Raw genomic sequence first — 26653 nt, 5'->3', positions numbered from 1 at the left:
ATCGCGGGGAGGTGGCTCGATGACGACCTCTGCCCACACGGATCGGCCCTCGTCGAAACAGAGTTGGTTGGCGCGCGCAGCCTTCGCGGCCCTGGTTCTTGCAGTCGCGGTGCTCCTGATCTTCGCCGGACTGAAAGCCTTGACCATGCTGATCCTGGGGATCGGTGGGGTGGTCGTGTGTGTCGTGGCCGTGTACTGGTTTCTGACCACCCGCGGATTCCTCCGCTGGATCTCGTTGGCGATGGTGGTACTGACCCCGATCGTGGTGCTCACGTTCCTGGTCCGAGAACGACTCCTGTGGGTGGTGCTGCTCGCGATCGGGTTGTTCGTGGTAGCCGGTATCTGCGCTCGCACCGCCTTGGCGGGGGAGGAGAAGGAATTGCCGGTTGTCGAGCGACCGGCACCGCCGCCCGTCAAGCCGTTCTTCGTGATGAACCCGAACTCCGGTGGTGGCAAGGTCGAGAAGTTCGACTTGAAACGCAAGGCCGAGGAACTGGGGGCCACGGTCGCACTGCTCGAGGGGCCCGAGAAGATCGACGTGACGGCCTTGGCCAGGCAGGCGGTCGCGGACGGCGCCGACCTACTCGGTGTGGCCGGTGGCGACGGAACACAGGCACTGGTTGCTGCTGTCGCGGCCGAACACGACCTGCCCTTCCTCGTCGTCAGTGCGGGAACGCGCAACCACTTCGCCGCGGATCTGGGGCTCGATCTCGAGGATCCATCTCGGTGCCTCGACGCGCTCGTCGACGGCGTCGAGGTCACGGTGGATCTGGGAAATGTCGGCGGTCGAACTTTCGTCAACAACGCATCGTTCGGGGCGTACGCCGAGGTAGTCCAGAGTCCGGAGTACCGCGACGCCAAGACCAGCACCTTCTTGCAGATGCTCCCGGATCTCCTCGCCGGACGTGCCGGAGCGGTGCTGACCGCGCGCTCCCCGAGCGTGTCCGCGGTGGGTCCACAGGCTGTGCTGGTCAGCAACGGCCCGTACGAGATGAACGACCTGGCGGGGCTCGGTCATCGGCCGCGATTGGACCGGGGCACTCTCGGAATCGTCGCGATCTCCGTCAGCAGTGCACGTCAGGCCATCGGGTTGCTCCATAGGGCGCATCAACACGGTCTGGCTCAGGGCACCGGATTCGAGGTGATCGTCGACGCCGACACCGACGAGATTCCGGTCGGCGTCGACGGCGAGGCGCTGGTGATGCCAACTCCGGTCAGATGCACGGTCAGTCCGCAGGCGCTGAGGGTCAGAGTCCCCCGAGATCGACCGGGTATCCGTCGCCCCCGGCACGCCTGGGATCTGGTCCGGTTGCGAGAGTTGGCGAAGTTCAGGAGATCCGGCGCATGACCTGACCGACGGCCAGAACTCCCTGTGGATCATGCGTGTCCGCCAAAGCGCTCAGCCAGTGAGCGGTGTCCTCGTCGTAGGTGCGGGCGATCTTCTCCGGGTCGACGCTCGGCGCGAAGTTGGGCAGTGCATGCCCGTTCGTCCATGGCGCCATCGTTCGTCCGAGAGTCTCGGCGTGCGGGACTACCGCGTCGACCATCGGTGGGGCAAGAACTCCGACGGTGAACAGCGAGAAGGCAGCGTCACGATGGCAGAAGGCGCTGCGGTGCTCAGGTTCCCGTGCGAGGGCGCCCCCGAGGAGTCGTAATTCGACGACGGTTTGGGGTGAACCGGATCCGGGGCCGGCAGCGGCGAGCAGTGCGTCGACGGCCTCGTGTGACAGCTCGTTGGTCAATGCCGTGGATTCGTGCGTCGGCATCGGGTCGACGGGATCGGCGTGCACTGCCCCGAGGGCGGCATAAGGCAGCACACCGACTGCGTCGATCAAGGGTGTTGCGATTGAACGGATTCGGTCGATCAGTGACTTGGCATCGGATTCCTCGGCAAGACTTGCGAATCTGACCGCGACGGTGAGCCTGCCGGCCAGCGGTGGCGGAACCTGTGGAAGGGGTGGAAGTTGCAGAAAGGCAAGAGAGGTCGAGCTGTGCTCAGGCAGGTCGGCGCCCCAGTCCAGCCAGGCGTGCGCGACCGCACTTGCATCTGCGCCGTCGAAATAGAGTGCACCGCCGTAGAAGTGGGTGACCGGTAGTAGGTCGATCTCGATGGCTGTGACAATGCCCAGTGTGGCCTTGCCGCCGCGCAGTCCCCAGAACAATTCGGCATGTTCGTCGGGGGTGACATGAATGAGTTCGCCACTGCCGGTGACGATGTCGAACGAACGAACGTGATCCGACGACAGCCCGTACGTGCGCACCAACGGGCCGATGCCGGCGCCGGTGAGGAAGCCGGCGACTCCGACAGTGGGTGAAGAACCTGCCAGTGGCGCCAAGCCGTGGGGTGCGGCAGCGTCGATGACGTCCTGCCAGATCAAGCCCGCGCCGATTCGGGCAGTGCGGTTTTCGGGGTCGACGACGCACTCCGTGAGCCTGCCGGTGTGGACGAGGAGAACGTCACTGCCGAGAGGGACCGCGCCGTGGCCGGTGCGCTGAACACCGACGCGCAGAACCAACTTCGCCGCGAATCGCACCGTTGCGGCAATGTCTTGCGCGCTCTCGACTGCCACCACAGCGCCAGGCGCGACGGGAACCGCTGCATTCCACGGAATCGCCAACTCGTATCCCGTTTCGCCAGGCAGGGAAACGGAGCCGGTCACCTCTGCGCGCAGTGATTCGACCGCGGCGTCGAGCGTGGGGGTTTGAAGGTTCATGGTCTTCCTTTCCTCATCCGTCTTTCGGTCAAGGGAAGGATGTCCGAACAGGCTTGGGTGGTTCTTGACGTATGTATCCCAAGCGGATCCAAGTTTTATCCAAGCGCATTCTCGCAGTTCAGGGCCATGTCGATCGCGCTCGTTCAGCTACGCCCCGCATGCCGAGTGTCTCCGATTCGGCCGCCACTTCCGTCAGCTCCCGTTCACGTTCGGCGGACGGCTCTCGAAGCAGCGCCCGAAGCAGTCGACAGCGCAGCAGTGTTGGTGCTCCACCGGAGCCAGTTGCGATCTTCTCGGCCTGATCCAGGAGAGTCGATGCCTGCTCGACGTGACCGAGAAGCGCGTGCAGCCGAGCGGAGGCTTCGGCGACCGAGCCCAGTTCACCGACATGGCCCACCGTTGCGATGCAGCCGGTGTGTGGCGAGAGAAGTTCGATGAAGGTGTCGGCGTATTCGACCAGTTCCAGATCTGCCACGACGCGTGCAAGTAGTGTCTGGTGTCCCAATGTCGTCCACGTCTGTGGCCCGCGATTGATCAGCCACTTCTTGATGCCGTCGGAAGTGGCCTCGCGCTCGCCTCGGGCGGCGTCGATGGCGATGGTCCACGAATCAGGTTCCACGACACCGGGATCAGATTCGGCCAACGCACCTCGCTCCCATTCCAGAGTGTTGAACGCCAGATCTGCGCTGCCAGCCGTGTACAACTCCGTTTGCAGATGGATCTGCCTGGCCGTCTCGTACTGCCGGCGGGCTTGCGCGAAGTCTCCGTACCATTCGGCGAGAGTTGCTTCCATCCAGCGTAATTGGACCCGAACCACCGGGAGTCTCAGTAGCTCGCAGCCGATGATCCCCTGCCTGACGTGTTTGACGGCAGCATCGACATTGGCCAGATTCATCTCCGTCATGCTCGCGACGGCGTGTGCGACGACGCTGTCGACACGCGATTGTTGGTGCGGCAGTTCGAAAAGCTCGCGCAGTAGGCGCATGGACTCCGCGCTGTGCACCGCGACTCCGGAGAAAAGCAGAATCCGTCCGAGCAGCGCGTCCGCGATCACATCCGGATCGTCGAGTTCGCGGGCGATGTCGAGAGCACGGGCGCTCCATCGATTCGGGATCTCGGCTTCGGGGTGGTAGCAACTTCCCACCGCCAGCGCAGCAAGAACCCGTGCGTGAGCTGAACTGTCGTTCTCGACCAAGGGCTCGACCGCCGCGAGCCGTTCGAGCAGTGGTCCCGGATCGGTACCGTAGGAAACCCACGGCCACGCACCGGCGGCCCGAAGTAATGCGCCTGCCAATCGTCCGACGGCGGAGGTTCGCCCCTCCCGAACAGCCTCGAGGAGACCGGCATTGACGACGTCGAGAACTGTCTGCCCTCGACCTGCGCGGGCGAGGGCCTCGACTCTGGCCACCAGCAGGTCGTCCCGATCGTCAGCGGATTGCTGGGACACCGGAAGTAAGTCGAACGCGCGGACAGCTGCCTCCCACCACTCGGCCGCGGTCTCCGAACTCCACCGATCGGTCGCATCCTGAGCTGCAGCCGTGCATGCCTCCAGAACGACGAGTGGATCGACCAGGGGAAGTGCCGACATCAGATGTTGCGCGCGGCGGCTCAGCCGGTCCGGATCGGAGGAATTTTCGAGCACTTCGGCAACTCGGGCATGTATCCGCTGGCGACGAAGCGTGGGTATCGCTTCGAGGACTTCGTCTCGGAGAAGGCCGTGAGCAAAGACGTAACCGCCGTTTGCCGAGTCCGCGACGATGATTCGTTCATCAGCAGCCGCGTCGAGATGGTCGGCGAGAGTGTCGACATCGAGACGGGTGGCTGCGGCCAGTGTGTACACCTCGATGGCGTCGCCGATAACTGCGGCAACCCGAAGAGCGTGCAACACTGCCGGTTCCACTGCGGCAAGCCGTCGACCGAGGACAGATCGAACGGCGACGGGGATGCCGTCGCCCAGTCGCTCGTTCCGGGGAAGCCTGGCGTACTCCGAGACGAACAGCGGGTTGCCGCCGGTTCGTTCCGCCAGGGTTCGCGCCTCCGCGTCGTCGAGCCAGTCCCCGGAGACGCACCTTGCGAGTGTTGCAACCTCGCCCTGCGCGAGCGCCGGCACAATCATGGTTCGGTTTCCTTCGCCGTGGAGTACGGCTTCTTCGAACTTGCGCACTGCCGGCCCGACTTCCGAGTCTCGGAGCGTCGACACGAACCAGACTCTGGCACTGGTCATTGCGCCGACCAGGTAGGTCAGGCAACGAAGGGACGTGGGATCGGCCCATTGAATGTCGTCGATGACGACGGTCAACAGTGCATCTTTCGCCGCAGCTTCGATGGTGGTGCGAACCCGTTCGTAGACGGCAAATCTCGCTTCGTCCGGATCGATGTCCGTCGGCGGCGTCAGTACGAAATCGGCGTCGGCTCCGAGTTCCCGAACCAGTCGGCGGATCGGCCACCACGGCGGCGTTCCGTCGTCCTCCGGGCAACGTGCCCAGACGGTGGCTCCTCGAATGGACGTTGTTCTCGACGAACACTCCTCGGCGAATCGTGTCTTGCCGATGCCGGCGGGGCCGGTCAAGATCAACCAGCGAGGTGAGCCACGGCGAACGTCGTCGAGCATCTTGTCGGCGACAATCGTCTGAGCGTCGCGCCCGACGAACAAGCGTGAGGAATCCGTCTCGGGCATCGCTGCTACGGCTGGGGGAGAAGCCGGGACCGACACTTGTTCGGCCCCCGTCCATCCCGGAGTGCGCGGCCAGGCGGCCAGGCCGGGTTCGTGGCGCAGGATTGCGCCTTGCAATGCTGTCAGCTCCCCGCCGGGCTCCAGTCCCAGCTCGGCGTCGAGCCGAGACGCGTGTAATCGAAACTGTTCCAAGGCTTCCGGTGACCTGCCCGCCCGATGCAGGGCAACCATTCGCAGCCAGCAGGTCCGGTCGCGGAACGGGTACTCGCTACAGAGTTGAGCAGCTTCGACCAGCGCGGGTGCCAGGCGCCCCAGAGCCAGAAGCGCCGTTATCCGGGTCTCCCGGCACTCGGTCCGCACTTCCTCGAAGGCTGCGGCTTCCACCTCCACCCAGTGCGCGTCGTTCAGGTCGTCCAGAAGCTGCCCCCGGACCGAGGCGAGGGCACGGTCAGCGGTCGTCAAAGCCTGCTGCCACCGTTCGTTCTCAGCGTGTTGTCGCGCCGTTTCGGCGTCGTCGAGAAACACCGACAGATCGACGTCTGCCGGAGCGACCTCGAGGACATAGCCCGGCGATTGACGCACTATCGGTGACGCCGTACCGGTTTCGACGCGTAGCGCTCGGCGCAGGTTGGAGATATACGCCTGGATGCTTGCCATCGCACTCGCCGGTGCGTCGTCGTGCCAGAGAGCATCGATCAGCCGGTCGGTGGAGACGACGCGACCACGGTTGAGCAGTAGAACGGCAAGGACCGTTCGTTGTTTTCGAGGGCCCAGATCGATCACGTCGCTCGTCGCCGGACCCCGTGCGACCTCCAACGGCCCGAGCAGTCGATAGATCATCCGTTTCCCCTCGTACCTGCGGACGCAGGACGGTTCGATTCTAAGGAGCGAAATTCATACATGCAGGACAAAACGGTCAACTAGTTCTCGTCAACATCTGCTCGGATTCCTCGGAAAGAGTCTGGTTGACGCTGGTAGTGCGCAGCGTCGCCGCACAGACCAACGCACCGAGAGCTGCGATGAAGGCTGCGACAAACAGTGCCAACCGAAGTCCACCGACAAAGTCGTCCGGTGGTCCGCCGGGCAGCATCGACTGCGCCGGAAGGAAGGCGCCGAGCACGGCAACCCCGACTGCGATGCCGGTCTGCCGGAACGCGTCGTTGATCCCTGCGGCCAATCCGGAATGGTTCGAAGTGCTTTCGCCCAGAACCAACCCACTCATGACGGGGTTGAACACCCCGGCCCCCACGCACGCGACAACAAATCCGGGAAGTATCGCGTACGGCGAACTGGTCACGTCGACGACGGTCATCATGACCAGCCCCACCGAGACGAGTAGAAGCGAGCACGTCAACGAGACCGAGACGGGGATGCGCCCGTCCAATTTCGCGGTGGCGCCCGCGACGACGAACATCGCTATCGTCGCCGGTAGATACACCAGGCCGGCGTCCACGGGAGACAGATGCAGCACGTTCTGCAGGTAGATGGTCGTGTAGACGAACACCGCGAACAGGGAGGCGGAGATCGAGAACGCTGCGATCTGCGCTCCGGCGAAGGCCCGATTGGCGAGCAGATGCGGGGGCAGCATGGGCTCGGTGGTACGAAGCTCGTGCAGGGAGAAACCGATCATGGCGGCCGCGGCGATCACCGCGGCGATCATCGGCTGCGGCTCGAACCACCCATCCTCGTTACCGCGTAACAAACCGAACACCAGAGCTGCCAGGCCGGTGGACACCAGAATCTGCCCGGGCACGTCCGCGCGGCGAGGCCGAGGATCGCGTGACTCGGGAACCCACCGCACCGTCATCGCCAGTGTGATCAACCCGATCGGAACGTTGATCAAAAAGATTGCGCGCCAATCCAACAACTCGGTGAGCAACCCGCCCACCAGTGGGCCGACGGCAAACGCGCCCCCGATCGTGGCGCCGTATGCAGCCAGAGCAGTCGCGCGCTGGGGACCCTTCTCGAACACGTCCGCCAGCAAGGCAAGTGAGCAGGCGAAGAGTACGGCACCGCCGATACCCTGAGCGGCCCGCGCGAGGTCGAGCACCCAGATGTTCGGCGCCAGAGCGCAGAACAGAGATGCCGTGGTGAACCACAGAATGCCGATGATGAAAACATGGCGTCGACCCCGTCGGTCTGCCCACGATCCGGCGCTGAGAACCACCGTCGCCAATGCCAGCGTGTACGCGTCGATCACCCATTGCAGGGCGCTGACTTCGGTATCGAGATCGGATGCGATCGACGGCAGGGCGGTGTTGACGACGGCGATGTCGAGCATGAGCATTGCGGTGCTCACGCATACTGCCAGCAAAGTGGCTCGTCGTACTGCGGTGTTCTTCGGGGTGATCGGTGCGGTCATGGCCCGTCCTGATGGTCGAAGGGGTGTGTACTCGGAACACCCTGCGCTCCGACGCTTGGGACATATCGGGCGAAATGCTTGGAACCCGCGTGGTTGATAACTGCTGTGTTACTCGGAATCCGTCACCACCTGCTCGGTCGAATACGCACTCTCCCAACGGTTAATCTCTGGTCATGGAGACCAGCCAGTGGGTGCGACGGGTGTTGGTGGTGGAAGACCAACCACTGATGCGTGCGCTCGTCGGTGACACGCTCACACACGCCGGGTTCGTGGTCCATACGGCCGGATCGGCGGTCGAAGCGCTCACGGAGTTCGACGGATTCGATCCTGACCTCTTGGTCACGGACATCGACCTTGGCGTGCGGCCGAACGGCGTCGATCTCGCGAACATCGTCACCGTGAAGGCTCCGCATTGCGCGATCGTGTTCCTGACGAACTACCCCAACGCATCGACAGCGCCAGGTTCTGCGGGTGTGCCGCCGAAATCGCTGTTCGTGGACAAGGCGGCTGTCCAGTCGGCGGATCAGTTGATCGGCGTAGTGGAGGCCGCGTTGACGGAAACCGAGCCACCGGCGCTCGGGAGTGATCCGGACTCCGCCTTGTCGAGCCTCACCAGATCACAGCTCGATCTTCTGCGTTACATCTCGCTCGGGTGGTCGAACAGCGCAATCGCAGCGCATCGTGGGTCCTCGATCCGAGGTGTGGAGAAGCTCATCGCGCGCACTCTCGAGAGCCTGGGATTGACGCACGATTCGTCCACCAATCCGCGAGTGCTTGCTGCGAGTATCTTCATCCGCCATTTCGGTGTGCCCGAAGTGACCGACTCGGTGTGAACCCGCGCGAGTGGTGGCTTCGACTCGGTGATCGGAACATCGTCACCAAGTGGTCCTGGATTCTGACGCTGCCGTTCGCGGTGACCGTGATGGCCAACTACTACCTGTGTACCGGGGTGCGCGAAGTAGGCGTGATGGCAGTCGGCGCCTTCGCGACCCACTGCGTCGTCGGGCTGATGCTGCTGATGGCGAGGGCTGTTCTTGCAGCACACCGATCGCAGCTCGCAGCCCTGGCCCTGTTCGCAGTGATCGGCGCGATCCGCCCGTTCGTCCTCGACGCGATCACCCGCTCGCTCGAACTCCCCGTCGACCCCAGACCGATGCTCGTCCGTGTTGGACTCAACGTCGTGTGCAGCGTTGTCTTCTTGTCGTTGACCGCCGTACTGGTAAGCGCTCTCCGTGACCGCCTCGCGCTGCAACGGAGTTTGAAGGTTGCCGGGGCCGCCGTCCAACTCCAACAGACCCGGGATCGATTCCGCCTCGGCCAAACCCGTGCGCAGTGTCGGCGAGAGCTCGAGCGCAGTATCGAGACGGTCATGCACGCGGTTGCTGAAACGGAACTCGAGGGAGTGCGAGGAGCAGCTCTCTTGAAGCGAATCTCCGACGACGTGGTTCGCCCGATGAGTCATCGACTGTTCCGGGAGATTCCCCCGATCGAATCACCGACGCCGACTGTGCGGCTGACGGCGAGAGATCGACTGATCGGCGTCGTACGCAGCGTTGAACCGGCGCCACTGTACGTACCGGTGTTCGCGTACACGGCACTGGTGACCGTCTACCTGCTCACGACTTACGGCGTGACGTTCACGGCGGTCCAGCTCGGCGTCGGTTTCTGGCTCTTCGTCGGTGGCAATGCGTGCGCTCGCCGAGTTGTCAGCAGCGGAGACGGCCCTCTGAGACGGATCGCGACTCTTTCTGCGGTGTACTGCTCGAGTGCGCTGATCAGCAGTACCGCGACGTGGCTGCTCCTGACGGTGTTCGGCCGTACCCCGACTTTCTATCTCTCGTCGATGGCCGTCTACCCGTTGGTTGCGCTGTCCGTCTGCCTGATCAGGGCTGCGGATACGCAGCGTCAGGACGAGGAGCGTCAACTCCGCAGTGCCCTGAGCCGGCAAGCGCTCGATGCAGCTCGTATCCATGCCGAGCTCATGCACACCCGACGTGGACTGGCCAGGTTGTTGCACTCGTCGGTGCAGGGCGAACTCGTAGCGGCCGCATGGTCTTCGGGCGCCGTTGCCGGTCGCCCAGTCGATGTTGCGGCAACCATTGCCCACATTCTCGACGGCTTGGAAAGCGACCTGACTGCGTCATCCGATCAGCCGGCTGACTCCGATGCCCGAAAGCGTATCGATGATCTTGTCACGGTGTGGCGCTACGCAATTCCGGTCGTCAGTCACGTCGACGACGAAGTCTGGGCGGTGATCGGTTCCGGCTCCGCTCGGCTCGACAGCGTGGTGGAGATCCTGTCGGAGGGACTGACCAACGCCGTGAAACACGGTGCAGGAGGGCCCGTCTTCCTCGAGGTGACACTCGCCGATGCTCGGGCGGTAGTAGTGCGGATCAGCTCGCCGGGTCGGATGCCGGTGGCACGGGACTCAGGGATCGGGCTTGAATCGCTCGCCGGTACGGTAACGTCCCTCGAACTTGTCGAAGAGGAAGACCGTGTGGTCCTCACAGCCGTGCTTCTGTGACACCGTGAGTGGCGATGTCGTGGAGGCCGAACGTTTCGCCAATGGCCGGATTGGCCGCTTGTACGGTCGCAGAAATGGAATCGATTACTGCGCAGCTCATCCCACTCGCCACCGGCGTCGTCATCAGCCCGATTCCTCTGGTTGCGATCATCGCGATCCTGCTGTCCACTCGGGCGAAGGCAAATGCATTCGCGTACACCGCGAGCATCGTGCTGGCCGCGGCAGCGATTACAGCAGCGACGGCACTCTCGACCACCGGAGTGGAATCGAAGTCCAGTGGCAGCGCGCATACCGTCCAGACGGTGTTCGCCGTCGTGTTCACTGTCGGTTTTCTGGCGCTCGCGTACTCGAGTTGGCGTGGCCGTCCGAAAGACGATGCCGAGCCGGCGATGCCGTCGTGGCTGGCGCAGATCGACTCGATGCAACCGGCCAAAGCTGCGGTTCTGGGACTGTTGTTGACCGTACCCAACGCGAAGAACCTGCCGCTCGAACTCAAGGCAGGTTCGATCATCGGTGGCGGGCACCTCGGCTGGGTATCAGTGGTCGCGTACTCCGTTCTGTTCGCGGTAGCGGCGTCCATCGCCTTGATCGTGCTGTCAGCATTGGCTGCCGTGCCCTCGGCGAAGGTGACCGATGCACTGAGCGCCACCAAAAGCACTCTGATCCGCCACAATGCGGCAATCATGACCGTTTTGTTCCTGATGCTGGCAGCATTGGAACTCTCGCACGTTGTCGAAGCCCTGTCGAAGTAGCAACTTGTTTTCGAGGAGAAATCGAATGACGATCACACCCAGCGAAGCGCCGGTAGTCGAGACAACGTACGGGCCGGTTCGAGGATCGACGAAAGGCTCGGTGTCGAGTTGGAAGGGGATTCGTTACGCGGCACCTCCGGTCGGTGCGCTGCGATTTCGCGCGCCGGTTCCGCCGCAGCCGTGGACCGAGGTCCAGGACGCAACAGAATTCGGACCGTGTGAGCCGCAAAGTCGGCTCGCGATGATCCCGCTCGGTGAGAACGTTCCGATGGACGAAGACTGCCTGTTCCTCAACGTGTGGGCACCGGGCCCCGTCGGTTCTGATGCGCCGGGTAAACCGGTGATGGTCTGGATTCACGGCGGAGCGTATTTCCGCGGAGCGTCCAGCCAACCACTTTTCGACGCAACCACATTGGCTGAGAACGGCGACGTTGTCGTCGTCTCGATCAACTACCGCATCGGTGTGTTCGGCTTCGTCGATTTCTCGTCCTTCAATTCGAGTGAACATACCTTCGAGCCCAATGTCGCTCTCCGCGACATGATTGCAGCGCTGCAATGGGTTCAAGGCAACATCGCGGCTTTCGGTGGCGATCCCGACAAAGTGACGTTGTTCGGCGAGTCGGCAGGTGGCGGCGCGGTGACGACGCTGATGACCGTCCCGTCCGCTCGCGGCCTGTTTCATCGCGCTATTGCCGAAAGTTCGCCCGCCACTTCGGTGTACGGTAGTGAACGTGGTGAGATCGTCGCGAAGCTGTTTCTCGAGATCTTCAGCGGCGGAAGCGATCTGGGTCTGTTGCGGTCCACGTCTGCCGAAGACTTGATCGGGCCGTCAGACGAACTGTTTGCTCGCGTCCCCCAGGAGACGCCTGGCACTTTGGCGTTCGCGCCGATCGTCGACGGTGATCTGCTCCCTGACTACCCGGTGCGCGCGTTCCGTCACGGCAATGCACACCCGATTCCGCTGATCATCGGAACCAACAAGGACGAATCTTCGCTCTTCCGGATGATGAAGTCGCCGTTGATGCCGATCGATCCCGTCGTGATCACGTCGATGTTCGCGGAGATCGCCGACGAGCATCCAGGACTCGAGCTACCGGATCATTCTCAAATCGAAGGCGCGTATTCGGGACTGTCCAAGCTGGGCGCCGGTCTCGGTTTGACCCGTGATTTCGGATTCCGGCTGCCTACGTTGTGGATCGCCGAGGCGCACAGCAAGGTTGCGCCGACGTGGTTGTATCGCTTCGACTACGCGCCGCCGATGCTCAAGGCGCTGAAGATCGGTGCGACCCACGGCACCGAACTTGCCTACGTCTTCGGCAACATCAACCACGGGGCACGAGACATTACCTACAAGTTGGGTGGCTTGAGCGCGGCGCGTCATGTCTCTGAGCGCATGCAGGCGAGGTGGTTGGACTTTGCCAGAGCTGCAGGCGATTACGACGCCGGGGACGATCGCGAACTGGGTGCGGACCCGGGGTGGCCCACTTACGACACCGACACACGCTCGACACTGTTGATCGACAAACGCGATGCCGTCGTCGCTGATCTCGACCGCGAGATCCGGGAGGCGTGGGGTGAGACGGTGATTGCATTCACCTGACGGTTCAGCCCTGCTCCAATTCGGCCAGGTAGTGCGAGACGGGTCCCACGGTGAGCATTCCGCTTCCGGCGCCGGCTATTTCGGCGGCGGCAGGTAGGAGCGCCGCTCGCGCACGCTCCTTGACTCGACGGTCGCCGACTGCAGTCGCCGCTGCGGCAGTCAAGCACCACAGTGCCTCGGAGAGTAGGTCTTCGGGCGGGTCCGGCAATGCCTCGACGGCCTTCGCTGCTTCGTTCGTCTGCCCCTGTGCGATGAGCAGGTGTGGCCGGGCCCAGGATTCGTAGGGGCCCCACTGCGTGGTCGGGTCGAAAATCGCCGGCAGTCCCCGCCATACGCGGAGGGCGAGAATTGCGAGAGGGAGTATGCCGTCCGCGAGACCCGGCATGCCGGCATCGGAAAGATTGACCGCCGCAGCTTCGTACAGCTTCTCGCAGTGCGCGGCCTCCGCGCCGGCAGCGGCAGTACGCATAGCGCGAAACCAGGTGGTGAACACCGCTGCCAACGGGCGTTCGTGACGTCCGGCCAATCGATCAACCGTCTCGGAATGTAGCTCGGCTGCATCGAATTGCCCAAGGGCGCTGAGGGCTTGCATGCGGATCAGATGGCCGAGGATCTCGAAGGTAGCCAGGCCGTGTCGAATGGCGAGGTCGACCAGTTCACGGCCGATGTCGTCGCGCTCGGAGGCCAGACCGTTAGTCCAGAACGTCTGCATGAACAATCCGTTCAGAGCGAAGGCCAGGAGCCCTGGATCGTCGAGAGCGCGACCGATCTGTACTGCGGCACGGGCACATTCGAGACCGTGATGACCGGGCAGTCCGCGCGATTCGAGTGCGATTGTCGCCAACAGTCTCGCCCGAGCGGGTTCGTTGCCGGCCGGAAGTCGATCGAGAGTGCGCTGAGCGGTCTCGACGATCTGCGTAGCCTGCCGAGGATCGTCGGATCGCGTCCAGATCCCGGGCACGTCGTAATTGCCGATGATCCGCGCGGTGAGTTCGACGTCGTCCAATTGTTCAGCGGCGCCGATGATTGTCAGTCGTTGGTTTCGGGCAGTCTCGAGTCCGCTTCCGCCCGCAACTGCCAAACTTCGGAGGAGGCCGACGGTTGACTCCAATCTCGATTTCGATCCTGCCGCTACGGTCCGGTCGTACGCTGCCGAAACCTGACTGAAGATCTGTTCTGCCCCTACAGGATCCAGGCGGGTTTCCCGGCGGAGAATGTCGGACTCGAGGTCGTTCAGTCGTGGACCAGGGTCGATGCCCAACTCTTCGGCGAGTAACTTCCGTGCGCGACGTAGGACTGCCAGAGCATCGCCTTGACGATCGGACCGGTACAGCGCCAGAGCGAGTAGTCGCCAACCCTCCTCGCGCCAAGGGTGTTCCGTCACGTGGGCATCCAGATCGGGAATCGCTTCGGCAGCTCGCCCGAGATCGAGCTGCGCGGATGCCAAGCGTTCGACGGCAGTCAGACGCAGTTCCTCCAAGCGTGATCGCTCCGTTCGGGCCCAAGGCTCGTCGGCGAACTCCGCGTAGGCCGGCCCTCTCCACAGCTGCAGCGCGGTTCGGAGCAGTTCGAGTGATTGCGCCGGCGTCGAATCTGCGGCTTCTCGCACCAGTCTTTCGAATTCCCAAGCGTCGACCGCGTCGGGTGCTGCATGAAAGGCGTAACCGGGCCCTTCGGTGACAATGACTTTCGGCTTCTTTCGCGGCGCGCGATCCGGTTCGAGCACACGCCTCAATGCGGAAACGAACGTACGTATTGCGCTGGTAGCGCCGGACGGAGGATCGACCCAGAGGTCGTCGACAATCACGTCCACGGGAACAACACGGCCGCGGGCGACGACGAGACGAGCGAGGACCGCTCGGTGTCGTGGACCCTTCAGATCGATCTGGTGTGAAGACTCGTTCCACGCGACCACGGGTCCGAGCACTCCGAAAGCCGGGGCTTCAAATGTGTGGTCTCGCATTTCCCCACGCTATCGCGCTCATCGAACGCTCATCGACTGCGGCGAAGCTGATTGCCATCACCCCGACCTGCCATCACCCCGACTAACGAGAGCGATCGATGACTATCACCATTCCAGGCTTCGACTACCAGCAGATTTCCACAGCAGACGGAGTGCGGCTCAACGTCGCGGTCGGCGGAAGCGGAACACCACTCGTCCTTCTGCACGGCTTCCCTCAGACTCACCTCATGTGGCGTCACGTAGCCACTGCCTTGGCGTCGGATCACACCGTCATCTGCCCGGATCTCCGCGGATACGGAGCCAGCGACAAACCGGTCGAGGAAAACCCGGACACCTACTCCAAACGAACAATGGCTGCCGACATCGTCGAGGTGGCGAGGAAATTGGGACACGAGAAGTTCGCCCTCGTCGGCCACGATCGTGGCGCACTGGTTGCCGTCAGAGCGGGGCTGGATCATCCGGATGTGATCACGCAACTCGGCTCGCTGGACGTGCTCCCCACCCTGGATATGTGGGACATCCTGCATGGATCGAATGCTGCTGTGGCGTTCCATCTCTATCTCATGGCTCAGCCACCTGGTCTTCCCGAGCAGATGATCAGCGCCAGCGCCGACGCGTTCTTCGAGTACTTTCTCGACGTGTGGACGCAGAACCGCGAAGCGATTCCGGTAGACGTGCGGGCGGAATACCTGCGCGCCTCACGGGAGGCGGTGCCGTCGATCGTTGCCGATTACCGGGCGTCGGCAGGCATCGACATCGAACACGATCAGTCCGATCGGGAGGCGGGCAACCAACTGCACATGCCGGTCACGGTCATTCAGCAGGACTGGGGCTCGATGCTCGGCTACGACGCCGAGGCCCTGTGGAAAGCGTGGGCGCCCGATCTCGAGCACCGCACGCTGTCCGCAGGTCACTTCATGGCAGAAGAGGCGCCTGCCGAAGTGGTCGAGGCTATCCGGACCCTACTCGAGAGGTAGTTTTGACGCTTCTCGGCTGTCGAGGTACTGGCGAGCGCATCACGTGCGTCGCGAATGGACGAGGGGGATCGATGGGTTTCTCGCTGCACTTCATGCGGGTGACGAAGGACGTGCAACTCGATGTTGATCGGGCGGCGGTCGCCGCTTTCCTCGATCAGCACGGGCTGCGCGTGGTCGAGAGCCCGTACGGAGGCGAGATCGTCGACCGTGACGACAGGGCATTGACGATCGACGGGGCCTTCTCCGACCTTCATCTCGACTCGCTCGAGCAGAGCGATCCACTCAGTGGTGGAATCTTCCACGCGACGCTGTCGCCTGCCGAGTGCGCGTTCGTCTACGACCTCTGCGCGGCGGCTGGGTTCCTGATCGTCAACCCTCAGGGTGACCCGACGTTTCTCGTTCCCCAGCGCAATCACGAGCCCGACGACGTTTCCGAGTTGGAGGACGTCGTCTGGGTCGACAGCGCCGAGGAACTGGCGCGGGCGCTCACCGGTGGTTTCCAAGCGTTCCGCGAGTTTCGGGACCGCGTGACAGGACGAGCCGCCGGTGCCGAATGATCGGGGCCCCGTCGGGTTGACGAAGGTCGGGTTCTACCGCTTGACCCCGGCCGCCAAGTCGTCGACGAGAACCTTGGCGGTCAAGGCGTATCCCGCGGCCTTGTAGTAGTCGAAGGGAATCACTCGACCAGCCTGCGCGGCGGGCAGACGCTGCCACGTCGGTGAGGTGTACACGCTGCCGGAGGCGCTGCGGTCCAAGGCGAAGATGACGTCGGCTTCTTCGAGACGGTTGAACTGCTCCGATCCGAGCATCACGCGAAGGTCGGGGCCTTCACGGAGCACCTCGAATCCCAGGTCCTCGGCGACGGCGGTGCGGAAATCGTTCTGGAACCACGCGATCTGATCCTCCGCGGCGGCGACGAAGGCAACCTTCTTGCCGGCCATCAGCGGTTCGACGGTCGGGCGGACCTGAGCTACATGGGCGTCGTACTCGGCGAGTACTTCTTCGGCGCGATCGCTGCGCCCGATGCCGGTGAGGAAGTCCGACATGACCTTCCGCCACTCCGGGGTGAAGTCCTTGCCGACGGGCAGGACCGGTGCGATCTGCTGCATCCGGTCGTTGCCGTACGACCCGGTGTCCCACCAGCCGGCGCTGAGGACGAGAAGGTCTGCGCCGAGAGTCGAGATGTATTCGAAGTTGGGATCGGAAGCACCTTCGGCGAAGATCTCGACACCCGTGGCATCCGGGACCTCACGGCGTAGGTGTTCGGCTGCGCCGGTCGGGTAGGCGGTCACCGGGTATCCGGCGAGGATCGACAATTCGAGGCCGTCCCGCGGGTCGAGGGCAACGACGTTCTGCGGGTCCGTCGGAATGATCAGCTTCTCGTCGCCGCGCGTGAACTCGAAGGTCTCCGCGTTCTCGGGCGTCGAACTTTCCGTGCTGCCGCAGGCGGCGAGAAACGCGGCCGCAGCGACGCCCGCGCCGACGCCGAAGAAACCGCGTCGCGTCAGGTTGTCCACGATCGCCCAGTAGTCGCGATCGGTCGTGGAGGGAGAAAGGAGTCGAGTCATGCTTGTTAGGTTAGCCTTAGGGGCTGTCTTCGGGAATGCTGAAACAGCTCCCGCGAACGCCAAGAAATACGGCGAACACGCCAGCACAGAGAGTGTTGTCCGCGTCACCGGCAGGTCTGATTCACAACCCACTTTCGACCTCTGACGTGCATGACGTCACAACCGGCCGCCTCCTCGATCGCGATTTGGCCCTGATCGCGCCGACTATGCTGAGTTGACCAGCAGTACGATTTCGGAGGTTGCAATGCAGATCACCAGCGTCGGCCACGCAGGATTTCACATCCAGACCGAGGCCGGATCCATCCTGTGTGATCCATGGGTGACCCCGACGTATTTTGCGTCCTGGGTGCCGTTCCCCGACAACACAGAGTTGGACTGGGACGCGCTGGGCAATTGCGACTACCTCTACGTCTCGCACCTGCACAAGGACCACTTCGATCCGAAGAATCTGATCGCGCACGTCAACAAGGACGCCACAGTCCTGCTCCCCGATTACCCGGTGCCGGACCTCAAGCGTGAACTCGAGAAGCTCGGCTTCCACAAGTTCTTCGAGACGGAAGACTCCGTCAAGCACACCGTCAGCGGTCCCAAGGGCGATCTCGACATCATGATCATCGCTCTGCGCGCTCCCGCGGACGGTCCGATCGGTGACTCGGGCCTCGTCGTCTCGGACGGGGAAACCACCTGTTTCAACATGAACGACGCCAGGCCCGTCGACCTGGACCCGCTGACCGACGCCTTCGGGAAGGTCGACATCCATCTGCTGCAGTACTCGGGCGCGATCTGGTACCCGATGGTCTACGACATCCCGAAGGGCACCAAGCGCAACTTCGGCAAGCAGAAGCGTCAGCGCGGCATGGACCGCTGCCGCAACTACATCTCCCAGGTCGACGCTGCCTGGGTTGTCCCGTCGGCCGGCCCGCCGGTCTTCCTCGACGACGACCTGCGTTACCTCAACGACGATCACGGCGACGAGGGAAACATCTTCCCCGACCAGATCACGTTCCTCGAGCAGATGCGCATCAACGGCAACGATCGTGGTCTGCTGATGATCCCCGGCTCGGCCGTCGAACTTCGCGGAAGCGAGAAGGTCGCGCTGACGCATCCCATCCCGGACGCAGACGTCGACAAGATCTTCTCCAACAAGGCCGAGTACATCGAGAAGATGGCGCAGAAGATGGCACCGGTCATCGCCGCGCAGAAGGCCACGTGGGCTCCGGCCGAAGGCGAGCCGCTGCTCGACGGTCTCAAGGCCAAGTTCGAGCCGATCATGGCTCAGTCCGATCTGATCTGCGACGGAATCGGCTACCCCGTCGGACTCGTGATGGGAGAGGAGACGGTCGTCCTCGACTTCCCGAAGCGGATCGTTCGTGAGCCCATCGACGGAGAAGGTAAGTACCGCTACGGCTTCCGCATCGCTCCCGAACTGGTTCGCACCGTTCTGCGCGACGACGAGCCCGACTGGGTCAACACCATCTTCCTGTCGACACGCTTCACGGCGTGGCGCATCGGTGGGTACAACGAATTCCTCTACACGTTCTTCAAGTGCCTCACCGACGAGCGCATCGCGTACGCCGACGGCTGGTTCGCCGAGGCCCACGACGACAGCGCGTCTATCGAGTTGGGCGGGTACGAGATTCAGCGTCGTTGCCCCCACCTCAAGGCTGACCTGTCGAAGTTCGGTGTCGTCGACGGCACCAACCTCACCTGCGATCTGCACGGCTGGCAGTGGGATCTCGAGACCGGCCGCTGCAAGACGTCCAAGGGCCACGAGCTGCGCACCAGCAAGCTGAGCTGAACCGAGCTCGTCGGGTGACGGGATACAGCAGGTCGCTGATCGGCCTGGCGACAGCGCTCGCCGGGTTGGCCGGTTACGTCGACGCGCTCGGATTCATCACGCTCGGTGGGCCTTTCGTTTCGTTCATGAGCGGCAACATGACGCAGGCGAGCGTCGCATTTGCCGACGGGGTGTGGTCGACCGCGAGAGTTGCCGGCGGAATCATCGTGCTCTTCCTCCTGGGAATCGCGCTGGGAACCGTCGTCACCCACTTCACGGAGCGCTATTCGGTCCGGGCTCGCAAGGTCACGGTGCTCGCGGTTGTAGCCGGGCTGCTGTCCATCGGTTCGGTGATGAGCAGCCTCGACGTCACCCCCGGCGCGATCTCGGCGATGGCCTTGGCGATGGGAGCCGTCAACTCGGTGTTCCAGCGCGACGGCGAGGTGACGATCGGTGTCACGTACATGACCGGTGCGCTGGTCAAGATGGGCCAGCGTCTGACCGGAGCCTTTCTGGGTGGCCCGAAGTGGGCGTGGCTGCAGCACTTCGGGATGTGTGCCGGGTTGATCGCGGGCGCGGTGGTCGGTGCGTTGGTTCACCGATGGATCGGTCTTCACGCTCTGTGGCCCGCATCGGCGTTCACGGTTGTTCTGATCGCCGTTGCCTGGCAGGTCTCGCCCCCGTCTCCGGCAAAGGTGTAGAAAGAGCCAGACACAAATCCGGGGGTACAGGGGGAAGCAGTGGATGCTCTGATCATCGTGGTGCTCGGACTGCTCGGAATCGTCGCGGCATCGACGCTCGGAGCGCGGATCGGAGTCGCAGCACCGTTGATTCTGGTGATGGCCGGGATCGTTGTCAGCCTCTTACCATTTGTCCCAGCAGTGGACATCGACCCGGAATGGATTCTGGCAGGCGTGCTTCCACCACTGCTGTACTCCGCCTCGGTCTCGATGCCGTCGATGGAGTTTCGGCGTGAGTTCGGTGCCATCGGTGGGCTTTCCGTTCTGCTCGTGGTCGTGAGTGCGCTTGTTCTCGGTGTGTTCTTCTCCTGGGTGATACCAGGACTCGGTATCTGGTGGGGCATTGCACTCGGTGCGATCGTGAGCCCGACGGATGCCGTCGCGACGTCCATCGTCAAGAAACTCCCGGTCTCGCCGCGGGTGGTGTCGATCCTCGAAGGCGAAAGCCTGCTCAACGACGCCACCGCTCTGGTCCTGTTGCGTACTGCCATCGCCGGGGCCGCCGCATCGGTGTCGCTGTGGAGTGTGTTGGGCAAGTTCGCTTTTGCCGTCGTCGTGGCCGCGGTCATCGGAGTTGTCGTCGGCAAGGTCAACCTGATGGTTCGCGCCCGTGTCACCGATTCGACGGTCAACACGGTCATCTCGTTCACGGTGCCGTTTCTGGCGGCGATCCCCGCCGAAGAGTTGGGTGCGTCAGGATTGGTTGCTGCCGTCGTGGCCGGGCTCGTCACCGGCTACGACGCTCCTCGGAAGCTGTCACCGCGACACCGGTTGTCCGACTCCCAGAACTGGCGCACAGTCGAATTGGTCCTCGAAGGTGCGATCTTCCTGGTGATGGGCCTCGAACTCTCGTCGATAGTCGACGATGTCCGGGTCGACCACGAGGGCATATTCACGGCGGTCTTCGTGGCGGCGGGTGCACTGTTCCTCACGATCTTGGTGCGGGCTCTGTACGTGGCCCCGCTCCTGCGAGCGCTCCAAGCACGGGCGAATTTTCGTGAACGCATGAAACCCAGACTCTCCGACATCGCGAATCGCCTCGACAATCCCGAGGATTACCCGCCAGGCGAACGACGCAGCAGGCGCCGGGCACCTTCGGCGAATCAGATGGAAAGGTTCAAGGTTCGGGTTCGGCGGACGGTTGCCGATATCGACTACTACCTTGCTGCGCCGTTGGGATGGCGTGAAGGCACGATCGTCATCTGGGCCGGCATGCGCGGGGCGGTCACTCTGGCTGCAGCGCAGACTCTGCCGGAAGCACCCCGAGTCGATCGCTCCTGATCTTGGTTGCGTTCCTGGTGGCAGCAGGCTCGTTGATCCTTCAGGGAGGAACGTTGAAGCGCGTCGTAGTGGCGACCGGTCCGGCCTCGCAGGATCTCACCGAATCCGAACTAGACGAGCATCGCAGGTTGCTCGACCTCCTCGAAGATGCTGCTGCGAGTGTCGTTCCGCCAGAGGGTCGGTCGAAGAAGAGGATCCGCCTCGACGTGATCGACGCGCAGCGTCAGGCACTGCTCGACGCACGTGACGATGGCGTGTTCGACGCACGGATGCTCGGATCGGCACTTGCCGCGCTGGATGCCGATCAGATCAGCCTCGAACTCAAGGGCGGTCCGGACGGTTGATCACGTGCACAGTCTCTTTCGAGCGGACGTCATCATTGCCCGCGTGATCACGCCGTGCAGTACCTGAACGGGTGCGAAGTAGATTCGGCCCGCGCGGTTCTTCAGCTCCACGGCGGTGACGACGTGCAGGAGGCCGGCGTCGTTGTCGGCCTGAACCGAGGCGACGAATCGTAGGTGTTTCTCGTCCGCTTCGATGAGGGCCTCGCCGTCGGCGATCTTGTCGACGGCAAAGGTGTCGGGGCGTCCCTTGGCGATGCCGAGCAGTCCGACTATCCGCTCCCTGAGCCAGAACATCGCGAGGACGGGTGCGGGGACATTCCTGACGTCGAAGACTGCCTGCGCCCACTCCTCGGATGTATGGGTCGGAACAGACGGGATGGTGATCGTGGTGGCTTCTGCCCAGTCCGGTGCAGGCATTGCCTTGAAAGCGAGTGTCATTTCGTCCTCCGTACGGTGCCGTATGGAACTTACCCATACGGTACCGTACGGAGGTGACGAATGCCCGCGCCCGACTCTCTCGCGACCAGTGGATCGATGCAGCTTTCCAGGCTCTGACAAGCCATGGGCCTGATGCAGTTGCAGTGGAAAAGGTGGCGCGCACGCTCGGATCGACCAAGGGTTCCTTTTATTGGCACTTCGCCAACCGCGACGAATTGCTGCAAGCTGCGCTCGGCCGGTGGGAAGTTTTGGCAACCGAGAGACTGATCTCCTCCGTCGAGTCCTCTGGTGAACCGGCGGAGGTGAGGTTGCGTCGTCTGGTGGATTCGGTCACGACCGGATTGGCCGGTCGCCGTGCGGAGTTGGAACTGCTTGCCGGGATCGGCCATCCTTTGGTTTCGGCGGCGGTTCGACGTGTCACCGAGCGTCGAGTTACCTACATCGTGACGTTGTTGGTCGATCTGGGGATGGACAGGCAGAAAGCGGAACATCGTGGCGTACTTGCCTATTCGATGTACCTGGGGCAGATGCAATTGGTACACAGTGCGCCCGATGTGGTTCCTGGCAGCGGTGCGGACGCTCAGGCGCTCGCCGACGAGTTCGTGAACATGGTTCTGGCCAGGTAAGTCCGCCGTCGAACGCAGCGTGATCTGCGCATCACCCTGCGCTTTCAGGTGAGGGACCACACATTGCGCGTAACCCATAGTTACAGATACTTTGAGGTCAGCTGAAGTGGGGTGCCGGATATGTCGACATTTCCCGGAGGCGCAAAACCGTTTCACGACAGGAAGAAAGGTGACTCACCATGAGCGTTGTGCCTATTTCGTTGCTGGTCGCCGCTGGACTCACCGTGCTGGCCACCAGTGACGGTGCCGGTCTGGACTTCGGGAGTCGGCAGCTGAACCGCCAGTTGAAGACCCGCACGCACCGGTAACCCCGGAAATCGGCCGGCTCCACGCGATACTTCGCGGAGCCGGCCGTTTGCGTTGTTCCGGTCAGTTCACTCCGAGATCTACCAGCCAGGCCCGGGTGCTGCGGGCGACGATGCCCAAGGCAACGGCAGAACCCGTCGCGGAGTCGAACGCGACGCTGTCGGCAGATTCGAGTCCCGTGTAGAGCTGGGAAACCCCGGCTGCTGCGCCCCCTCCGATGATCGGCGCAATCGACGCACCGAAGGCATCGGGCGTCACGGCTTCGAAAGTTACCGCGCGCGAGAAGTGTTCGGCGAATGCCTCGGCGAGTTCGATGCCGGTGATCGCCGGAATCTGTCCGATGTCGACCGCGTCCGGTGCTACGTCGAGAGTCAGGGCCGCAACGGCTGCATCAGCGACGTCGAGATGTGAACTCCATGCGACCGCGAGATCGGCACGCAGTGGGTAACGCAGGACCCCTTCGTCTTTCACCCCCGACAGCACGGTAGGCAGAAGAAGATTCTCGAGGAACAAACGCGGGGTCAGGACGGTCACCGCGATACCTTCGGCGCGGAGTCCGTCGACGAGCTCGGAGAGAACGGGTGTGTTGGGACCGGCAAGCGGCGAAGTAGCGTCGCCGGTCACCGTGCCGCTGGTAGAGATCACGAACCGCGAAGGACGTGTCACTCTTGCTGCTGCCAGAACGTTGTGGGCGTAACCAGCTAGCGTCTCGGTGTCACCGGCGAGTGGCAGGTGGAAGAACACCCCGTCTACCCCGCGATAAGCGTCGGCGAGAGAGTCGGCTGACGCATTGTCCGCGACGACGGTGTTCGCACCCTCGAACGTCTGGTCGGGGTTGCGGGTGATTGCTCGGACTTCGGCACCTGTCGATCCGGCGAGAGCCGCGACCAATCCCGCGAGAACGGGAGAACCCTGTGCGCCGGTGGCGCCATGCACTGTGTAAGTCATGACGCCTATAGTTCAGATTGGGAACCAGTTACTTCAAGTGAACTAATGGGGAATCGATGAGTGAATCAGGTCACGTGCTTCCGGAGTGCGGCGTCGCGCGCTTTCTGCTGGTTCTGGACGGACCGTGGGCAACGCTGATCGTTCGTGAGCTCACGCACGGCCCGATGCGCTTCACGGAACTACGACGCGCATTGCCCGGCATCAGTCCCAGGACACTGTCCACCAGACTCAAGCGATTCGAGGAGTTCGATCTGGTGACCCGGACTGCCTACGCCGAGGTGCCGCCGCGAGTGGAGTACGAACTCACCGCGACGGGGATGGAACTGCGCTCCGTGCTCGAAGCGATGGTCGAGTGGGCGGATCTGGCACTCCCCGTTTCGTGACCCTGCCCTCAGTGCGGGCCCGAAAGTCCAACCCGCAGAGCGCCGCAGGCCTCGAACATCGCATCTTGACCGGTATGGCCGACACCGGTGGTGTTGACGAAGGCATGGATCAATCCATTGTGACGCCTGAGTGCAACCGGGACTCCGGCCTCTCGCAGCCTGTTCGCGTATTCCTCACCCTCGTCGCGTAGTGGGTCGAAACCGGCGACGGCAACGTACGCGGGCGGTAGGCCGGCCAGGTCCGGAGTGAGCAGCGGTGAGACTCGCGGGTCGAGAGCCGAAGCGCCGCCCGACAGGTAATGGGCTGCATACCAGTCGAGTTGGGCGTCGGTGAGAAAGAAGTCGGTGCCGAACATCTTGTGCGAAGGGCGCTTCGACGAAAGGTCCACCCAGGGGAAGAAGAGCAGTTGGAATACTGGTTTGACGTCGTCTTCGGTCGTGGACTGCGCGACGACGGCAGCCAGGTTCCCGCCCGCGCTGTCTCCGCCTACCGCAATGGATTTCGGATCTGCACCCAGATCTGTGGCATGCTCGACGCAGTACCGGAATGCGGCGACGGCGTCATCGACCCCGGCGGGGAACGGGAACTCCGGCGCTAACCGGTAGTCCACCGACAACACACTGACCTCGCCGTGGCGGGCCAGGAAGCGGCACACACTGTCGCCGCTCTCGAGGCTGCCGAGGACGAACCCGCCGCCGTGGAAGTACACCAAAAGTGGAGCGGGCGTTGAGACTCCGGCCGGGCGATACAGCCGAGCCGGAATCGCGTGATCCCCGGCCGGGATCTCGAGGTCACGTACCGTCTCGATGTCGATGGGCGTACCGCCGAACAGTCGTGACTCGGCGTCGATCTGAGCCCGTCCCTCTTCGACCGGAAGATGCTCGAAGCTCGTACCTTCGACCGCTGAGAGCAATCTCAGCGCAAGCTGGATCTCGGGGTGCAGAGTCTGCCCGTCGATCTCCTTCGGCTTGCCACCGAGAATGCGCTGCGCGCCGGTCGGTAAGGCGCCGACGACATCGAGCACCACCCGCGCAACACGATCTTGGACAGACATCTTCTCCGTGGACATACTCGCCTTCCGTCGGCTGATCCCCCGTCGCTTGTACGTTACGAAAGAACTGGACAAATATCCAGGAATCTCGACGCTCGCGATCAGCTTGCCGGCGTCACCGTGACTGTGACGGGGCCCGCGTCGTCCGCGGTTTCCACTGTGAGAAGACGGCTTTGGGGGTTCCAGTTCACGATGTCGGCGCCCGCGACGTCGACGCCGCCGGGAAAGCCGCTTTCGGGTAGGTAGATCTCGGTCGGTGCCGTCACTGCGGGGTTCGGGGTGAACGTCAGCTGAAGGCGGTCAACGGTCGAGGACCATTCGGTGGGTGTGCCCGCGACGGCACGCGGATACGGCTTGTTCAGGGTGTCGACGAGGAGTGTCTGCGATCCGTCCGGCAGGTACGGGCCCCAAGGACCTGGATCACTGGACCAGTAGGAGACACCCGCGCCGAGGTCTCGGGCGGTCGTGTAGACGCGGTCGATGTAGTCGGTTGCGCCGGGCAGTGTTGTGTCGAGCCCGAATTCGCCGAGAATGATCGGAACGCCGCCGAGTACGTTGCCTGCGATGTGTTCGACGCTGTCGCGCCAGGTGTCGATGGTCGCGTCGGTGAGTGTGCGTGAGAGGCCGGAGTATCCGTCACCGAGGTCGAGGGGCAGCGGGTACAGGTGTGGGCAGTAGGCGATTCGCTGTTCGCCGGCTCGTGGGTCGTTGATCTTCGTGAGCCCGCTGGGGACACCTTGGTTGACGCCGACGGCCTGCGGGGCCACACACACCCAGCTGTCCTGATCAACTTCCCTGATGGCGTTGGTGGTTCGCTGATACAAGGCAGCGAGGGGCCCACCTTCGAAGGCGGGGCCTTGGAGGGAACCGCCCCACGGCTCGTTCATCAGGTCGTATGCCACGACGGTGTCATTGCCTGCAAAACGTTCGGCCACCGCCTGCCAGGCGTTCGCGTAGTGCTCGACCAGTTCGGGATGTTGGCCGGTGGTGTTCCAGAAGTTGTCGAATGCACGCATCACACCGGGTTGGACGTAGTACAGCTCCCACCGGTCTTGAGGGCTGACCGGAAGGCCGTCCATGTAGGTCGCCCAGGCCGGCGCGCCGTTGCCGATGTTGCCGGCGCCGTTGCCACTGTTGCCCTCTGGTGTGATCGCGCCGGAGTAGACGTCCTGATGCATGTCGAGCATGACCTTGTAGCCGCGCTCGGCGTACCAGCTGACTCGGTCCTCGACGCGGTCCAGATATTCCTGGTCGTACTGTCCCGGCTCTGGCTCCACCGAACGCCAGGAGATCAGGAAACGCACGAAATTTGTTCCCATGTCGGCATGTTCGCGCTCGAGATCGGCTTCGGTGAACTTCGGCATGCCGTCGGGTGCGCTTTTTGCGCTCGACGCCGTGTTGAACCCTCGCAGGATCAAGGAGCGCCCGGCGTCGTCGGTCAGGTACGACGGTGGCACCGACGTGCCATCGGCGCTCCCCGACGTGGGCAGGCTGCCCTGAGCCGCGGCAATTCCGCCGCCCAGTATCAGTGAGCCCGCGACTATCAGTGCTGAGAGCGGGATACGACGCACGGAAACTCCTTCTGGGTGTGTGGATGGATTGACTTGTCCGAATGGGGATTCGG

21 protein-coding genes and 1 pseudogene are annotated in these 26653 nt (G+C 63.2%); 13 read left to right on the top strand and 9 right to left on the bottom strand.

Features of this window, described 5'->3' with window-relative positions; translation table 11 throughout:
* The first annotated feature begins 19 nt into the window (after positions 1–19).
* On the top strand, positions 20–1348 hold the full coding sequence (locus GN300_RS09225) for a diacylglycerol kinase family protein (RefSeq protein WP_058038414.1): 1329 nt from the start codon (positions 20–22) through the stop codon (positions 1346–1348).
* Here the strand turns inward: GN300_RS09225 and GN300_RS09220 are convergent.
* From GN300_RS09220 to GN300_RS09210, 3 genes are all read right to left on the bottom strand, one after another.
* Entirely contained in the window at positions 1329–2714 is a 1386-nt protein-coding gene (locus GN300_RS09220; RefSeq protein WP_063315474.1) for an FAD-binding oxidoreductase, read from the bottom strand. The two genes, GN300_RS09225 and GN300_RS09220, sit on opposite strands and share 20 nt — an antisense overlap.
* A 118-nt stretch (positions 2715–2832) precedes the next feature.
* Positions 2833–6228, bottom strand: coding sequence for a BTAD domain-containing putative transcriptional regulator (locus tag GN300_RS09215; RefSeq protein ID WP_082661420.1), 3396 nt, complete (start codon positions 6226–6228; stop codon positions 2833–2835).
* A 76-nt stretch (positions 6229–6304) separates the two neighbouring features.
* On the bottom strand, positions 6305–7750 hold the full coding sequence (locus GN300_RS09210) for an MFS transporter (RefSeq protein WP_058038413.1): 1446 nt from the start codon (positions 7748–7750) through the stop codon (positions 6305–6307).
* Between the two features lie 173 nt (positions 7751–7923).
* Between GN300_RS09210 and GN300_RS09205 the strand changes: the two genes are divergently transcribed.
* The 4 genes from GN300_RS09205 (at position 7924) to GN300_RS09190 (ending at position 12626) form a co-directional block, all read left to right on the top strand.
* On the top strand, positions 7924–8583 hold the full coding sequence (locus GN300_RS09205; protein ID WP_058038412.1) for a response regulator: 660 nt from the start codon (positions 7924–7926) through the stop codon (positions 8581–8583).
* On the top strand, positions 8580–10274 hold the full coding sequence (locus tag GN300_RS09200) for a hypothetical protein (protein WP_058038411.1): 1695 nt from the start codon (positions 8580–8582) through the stop codon (positions 10272–10274). The genes GN300_RS09205 and GN300_RS09200 overlap by 4 nt, the downstream gene beginning before the upstream one ends.
* A 74-nt stretch (positions 10275–10348) precedes the next feature.
* Positions 10349–11026 carry a GAP family protein gene (locus GN300_RS09195; protein WP_003942973.1) on the top strand — a complete coding sequence of 226 codons (678 nt, stop codon included), beginning with the start codon at positions 10349–10351 and terminating at the stop codon, positions 11024–11026.
* 25 nt (positions 11027–11051) lie between these two features.
* Entirely contained in the window at positions 11052–12626 is a 1575-nt protein-coding gene (locus tag GN300_RS09190; RefSeq protein WP_003943103.1) for a carboxylesterase/lipase family protein, read from the top strand.
* A gap of 4 nt (positions 12627–12630) precedes the next feature.
* On the opposite strand, the gene GN300_RS09185 is transcribed toward GN300_RS09190, so the two are convergent.
* Positions 12631–14589 (bottom strand): BTAD domain-containing putative transcriptional regulator, encoded by a 1959-nt coding sequence (locus GN300_RS09185; protein ID WP_058038410.1) that lies wholly within the window; start codon positions 14587–14589, stop codon positions 12631–12633.
* A gap of 98 nt (positions 14590–14687) precedes the next feature.
* Here GN300_RS09185 and GN300_RS09180 point away from each other — a divergent pair, with 98 nt between their 5' ends.
* Together GN300_RS09180 and GN300_RS09175 are read left to right on the top strand one after the other, a co-directional pair.
* Entirely contained in the window at positions 14688–15566 is an 879-nt protein-coding gene (locus tag GN300_RS09180; RefSeq protein ID WP_003942926.1) for an alpha/beta fold hydrolase, read from the top strand.
* A gap of 71 nt (positions 15567–15637) precedes the next feature.
* The gene (locus GN300_RS09175) at positions 15638–16123 is read left to right on the top strand and encodes a hypothetical protein (RefSeq protein ID WP_042922885.1); all 486 of its coding nucleotides are present in this window, start codon (positions 15638–15640) and stop codon (positions 16121–16123) included.
* Between the two features lie 33 nt (positions 16124–16156).
* Here the strand turns inward: GN300_RS09175 and GN300_RS09170 are convergent, their stop codons facing one another.
* A complete protein-coding gene (locus tag GN300_RS09170; RefSeq protein ID WP_003942949.1) occupies positions 16157–17134 on the bottom strand; it encodes an ABC transporter substrate-binding protein in 978 nt (325 codons plus the stop codon).
* Positions 17135–17378: 244 nt separating this feature from the next.
* Here GN300_RS09170 and GN300_RS09165 point away from each other — a divergent pair, with 244 nt between their 5' ends.
* From GN300_RS09165 to GN300_RS09155, 3 genes and pseudogenes are all read left to right on the top strand, one after another.
* The gene (locus tag GN300_RS09165) at positions 17379–18932 is read left to right on the top strand and encodes an MBL fold metallo-hydrolase (RefSeq protein ID WP_003942885.1); all 1554 of its coding nucleotides are present in this window, start codon (positions 17379–17381) and stop codon (positions 18930–18932) included.
* Between the two features lie 14 nt (positions 18933–18946).
* Positions 18947–19612: a YoaK family protein gene (locus tag GN300_RS09160; RefSeq protein WP_003943143.1), complete on the top strand. Its 666-nt coding sequence runs from the start codon at positions 18947–18949 to the stop codon at positions 19610–19612.
* Between the two features lie 39 nt (positions 19613–19651).
* Positions 19652–21276, top strand: a pseudogene (locus tag GN300_RS09155) (cation:proton antiporter).
* On the opposite strand, the gene GN300_RS09150 reads toward GN300_RS09155, so the two are convergent.
* On the bottom strand, positions 21277–21714 hold the full coding sequence (locus tag GN300_RS09150; RefSeq protein ID WP_007730272.1) for a DUF2867 domain-containing protein: 438 nt from the start codon (positions 21712–21714) through the stop codon (positions 21277–21279). It abuts the pseudogene before it with no gap.
* A 53-nt stretch (positions 21715–21767) separates the two neighbouring features.
* Between GN300_RS09150 and GN300_RS09145 the strand changes: the two genes are divergently transcribed.
* On the top strand, positions 21768–22340 hold the full coding sequence (locus tag GN300_RS09145) for a TetR/AcrR family transcriptional regulator (protein WP_050654987.1): 573 nt from the start codon (positions 21768–21770) through the stop codon (positions 22338–22340).
* Between the two features lie 179 nt (positions 22341–22519).
* Complete coding sequence (locus GN300_RS29700) at positions 22520–22648, top strand: hypothetical protein (RefSeq protein ID WP_267933004.1); 129 nt, start codon at positions 22520–22522, stop codon at positions 22646–22648.
* 61 nt (positions 22649–22709) lie between these two features.
* Here GN300_RS29700 and GN300_RS09140 read toward each other — a convergent pair whose 3' ends face one another.
* Entirely contained in the window at positions 22710–23594 is an 885-nt protein-coding gene (locus GN300_RS09140) for an SDR family oxidoreductase (RefSeq protein WP_054188281.1), read from the bottom strand.
* A 56-nt stretch (positions 23595–23650) separates the two neighbouring features.
* Here GN300_RS09140 and GN300_RS09135 point away from each other — a divergent pair, with 56 nt between their 5' ends.
* Positions 23651–23977: a helix-turn-helix domain-containing protein gene (locus GN300_RS09135; RefSeq protein WP_063315475.1), complete on the top strand. Its 327-nt coding sequence runs from the start codon at positions 23651–23653 to the stop codon at positions 23975–23977.
* A gap of 8 nt (positions 23978–23985) precedes the next feature.
* Here GN300_RS09135 and GN300_RS09130 read toward each other — a convergent pair whose 3' ends face one another.
* Positions 23986–25047 (bottom strand): alpha/beta hydrolase, encoded by a 1062-nt coding sequence (locus tag GN300_RS09130; protein WP_082845714.1) that lies wholly within the window; start codon positions 25045–25047, stop codon positions 23986–23988.
* A gap of 83 nt (positions 25048–25130) precedes the next feature.
* Positions 25131–26600, bottom strand: coding sequence for a cellulase family glycosylhydrolase (locus tag GN300_RS09125; protein WP_007730277.1), 1470 nt, complete (start codon positions 26598–26600; stop codon positions 25131–25133).
* Positions 26601–26653: the final 53 nt, after the last annotated feature.

The organism is Rhodococcus sp. Ni2 (assembly GCF_021352185.1).
GTDB classification, from domain to species: Bacteria; Actinomycetota; Actinomycetes; order Mycobacteriales; family Mycobacteriaceae; genus Rhodococcus_F; species Rhodococcus_F qingshengii.
Note: the sequence above shows the minus strand (reverse complement) of the source record. Positions and strands in the feature narration are given on the sequence as shown.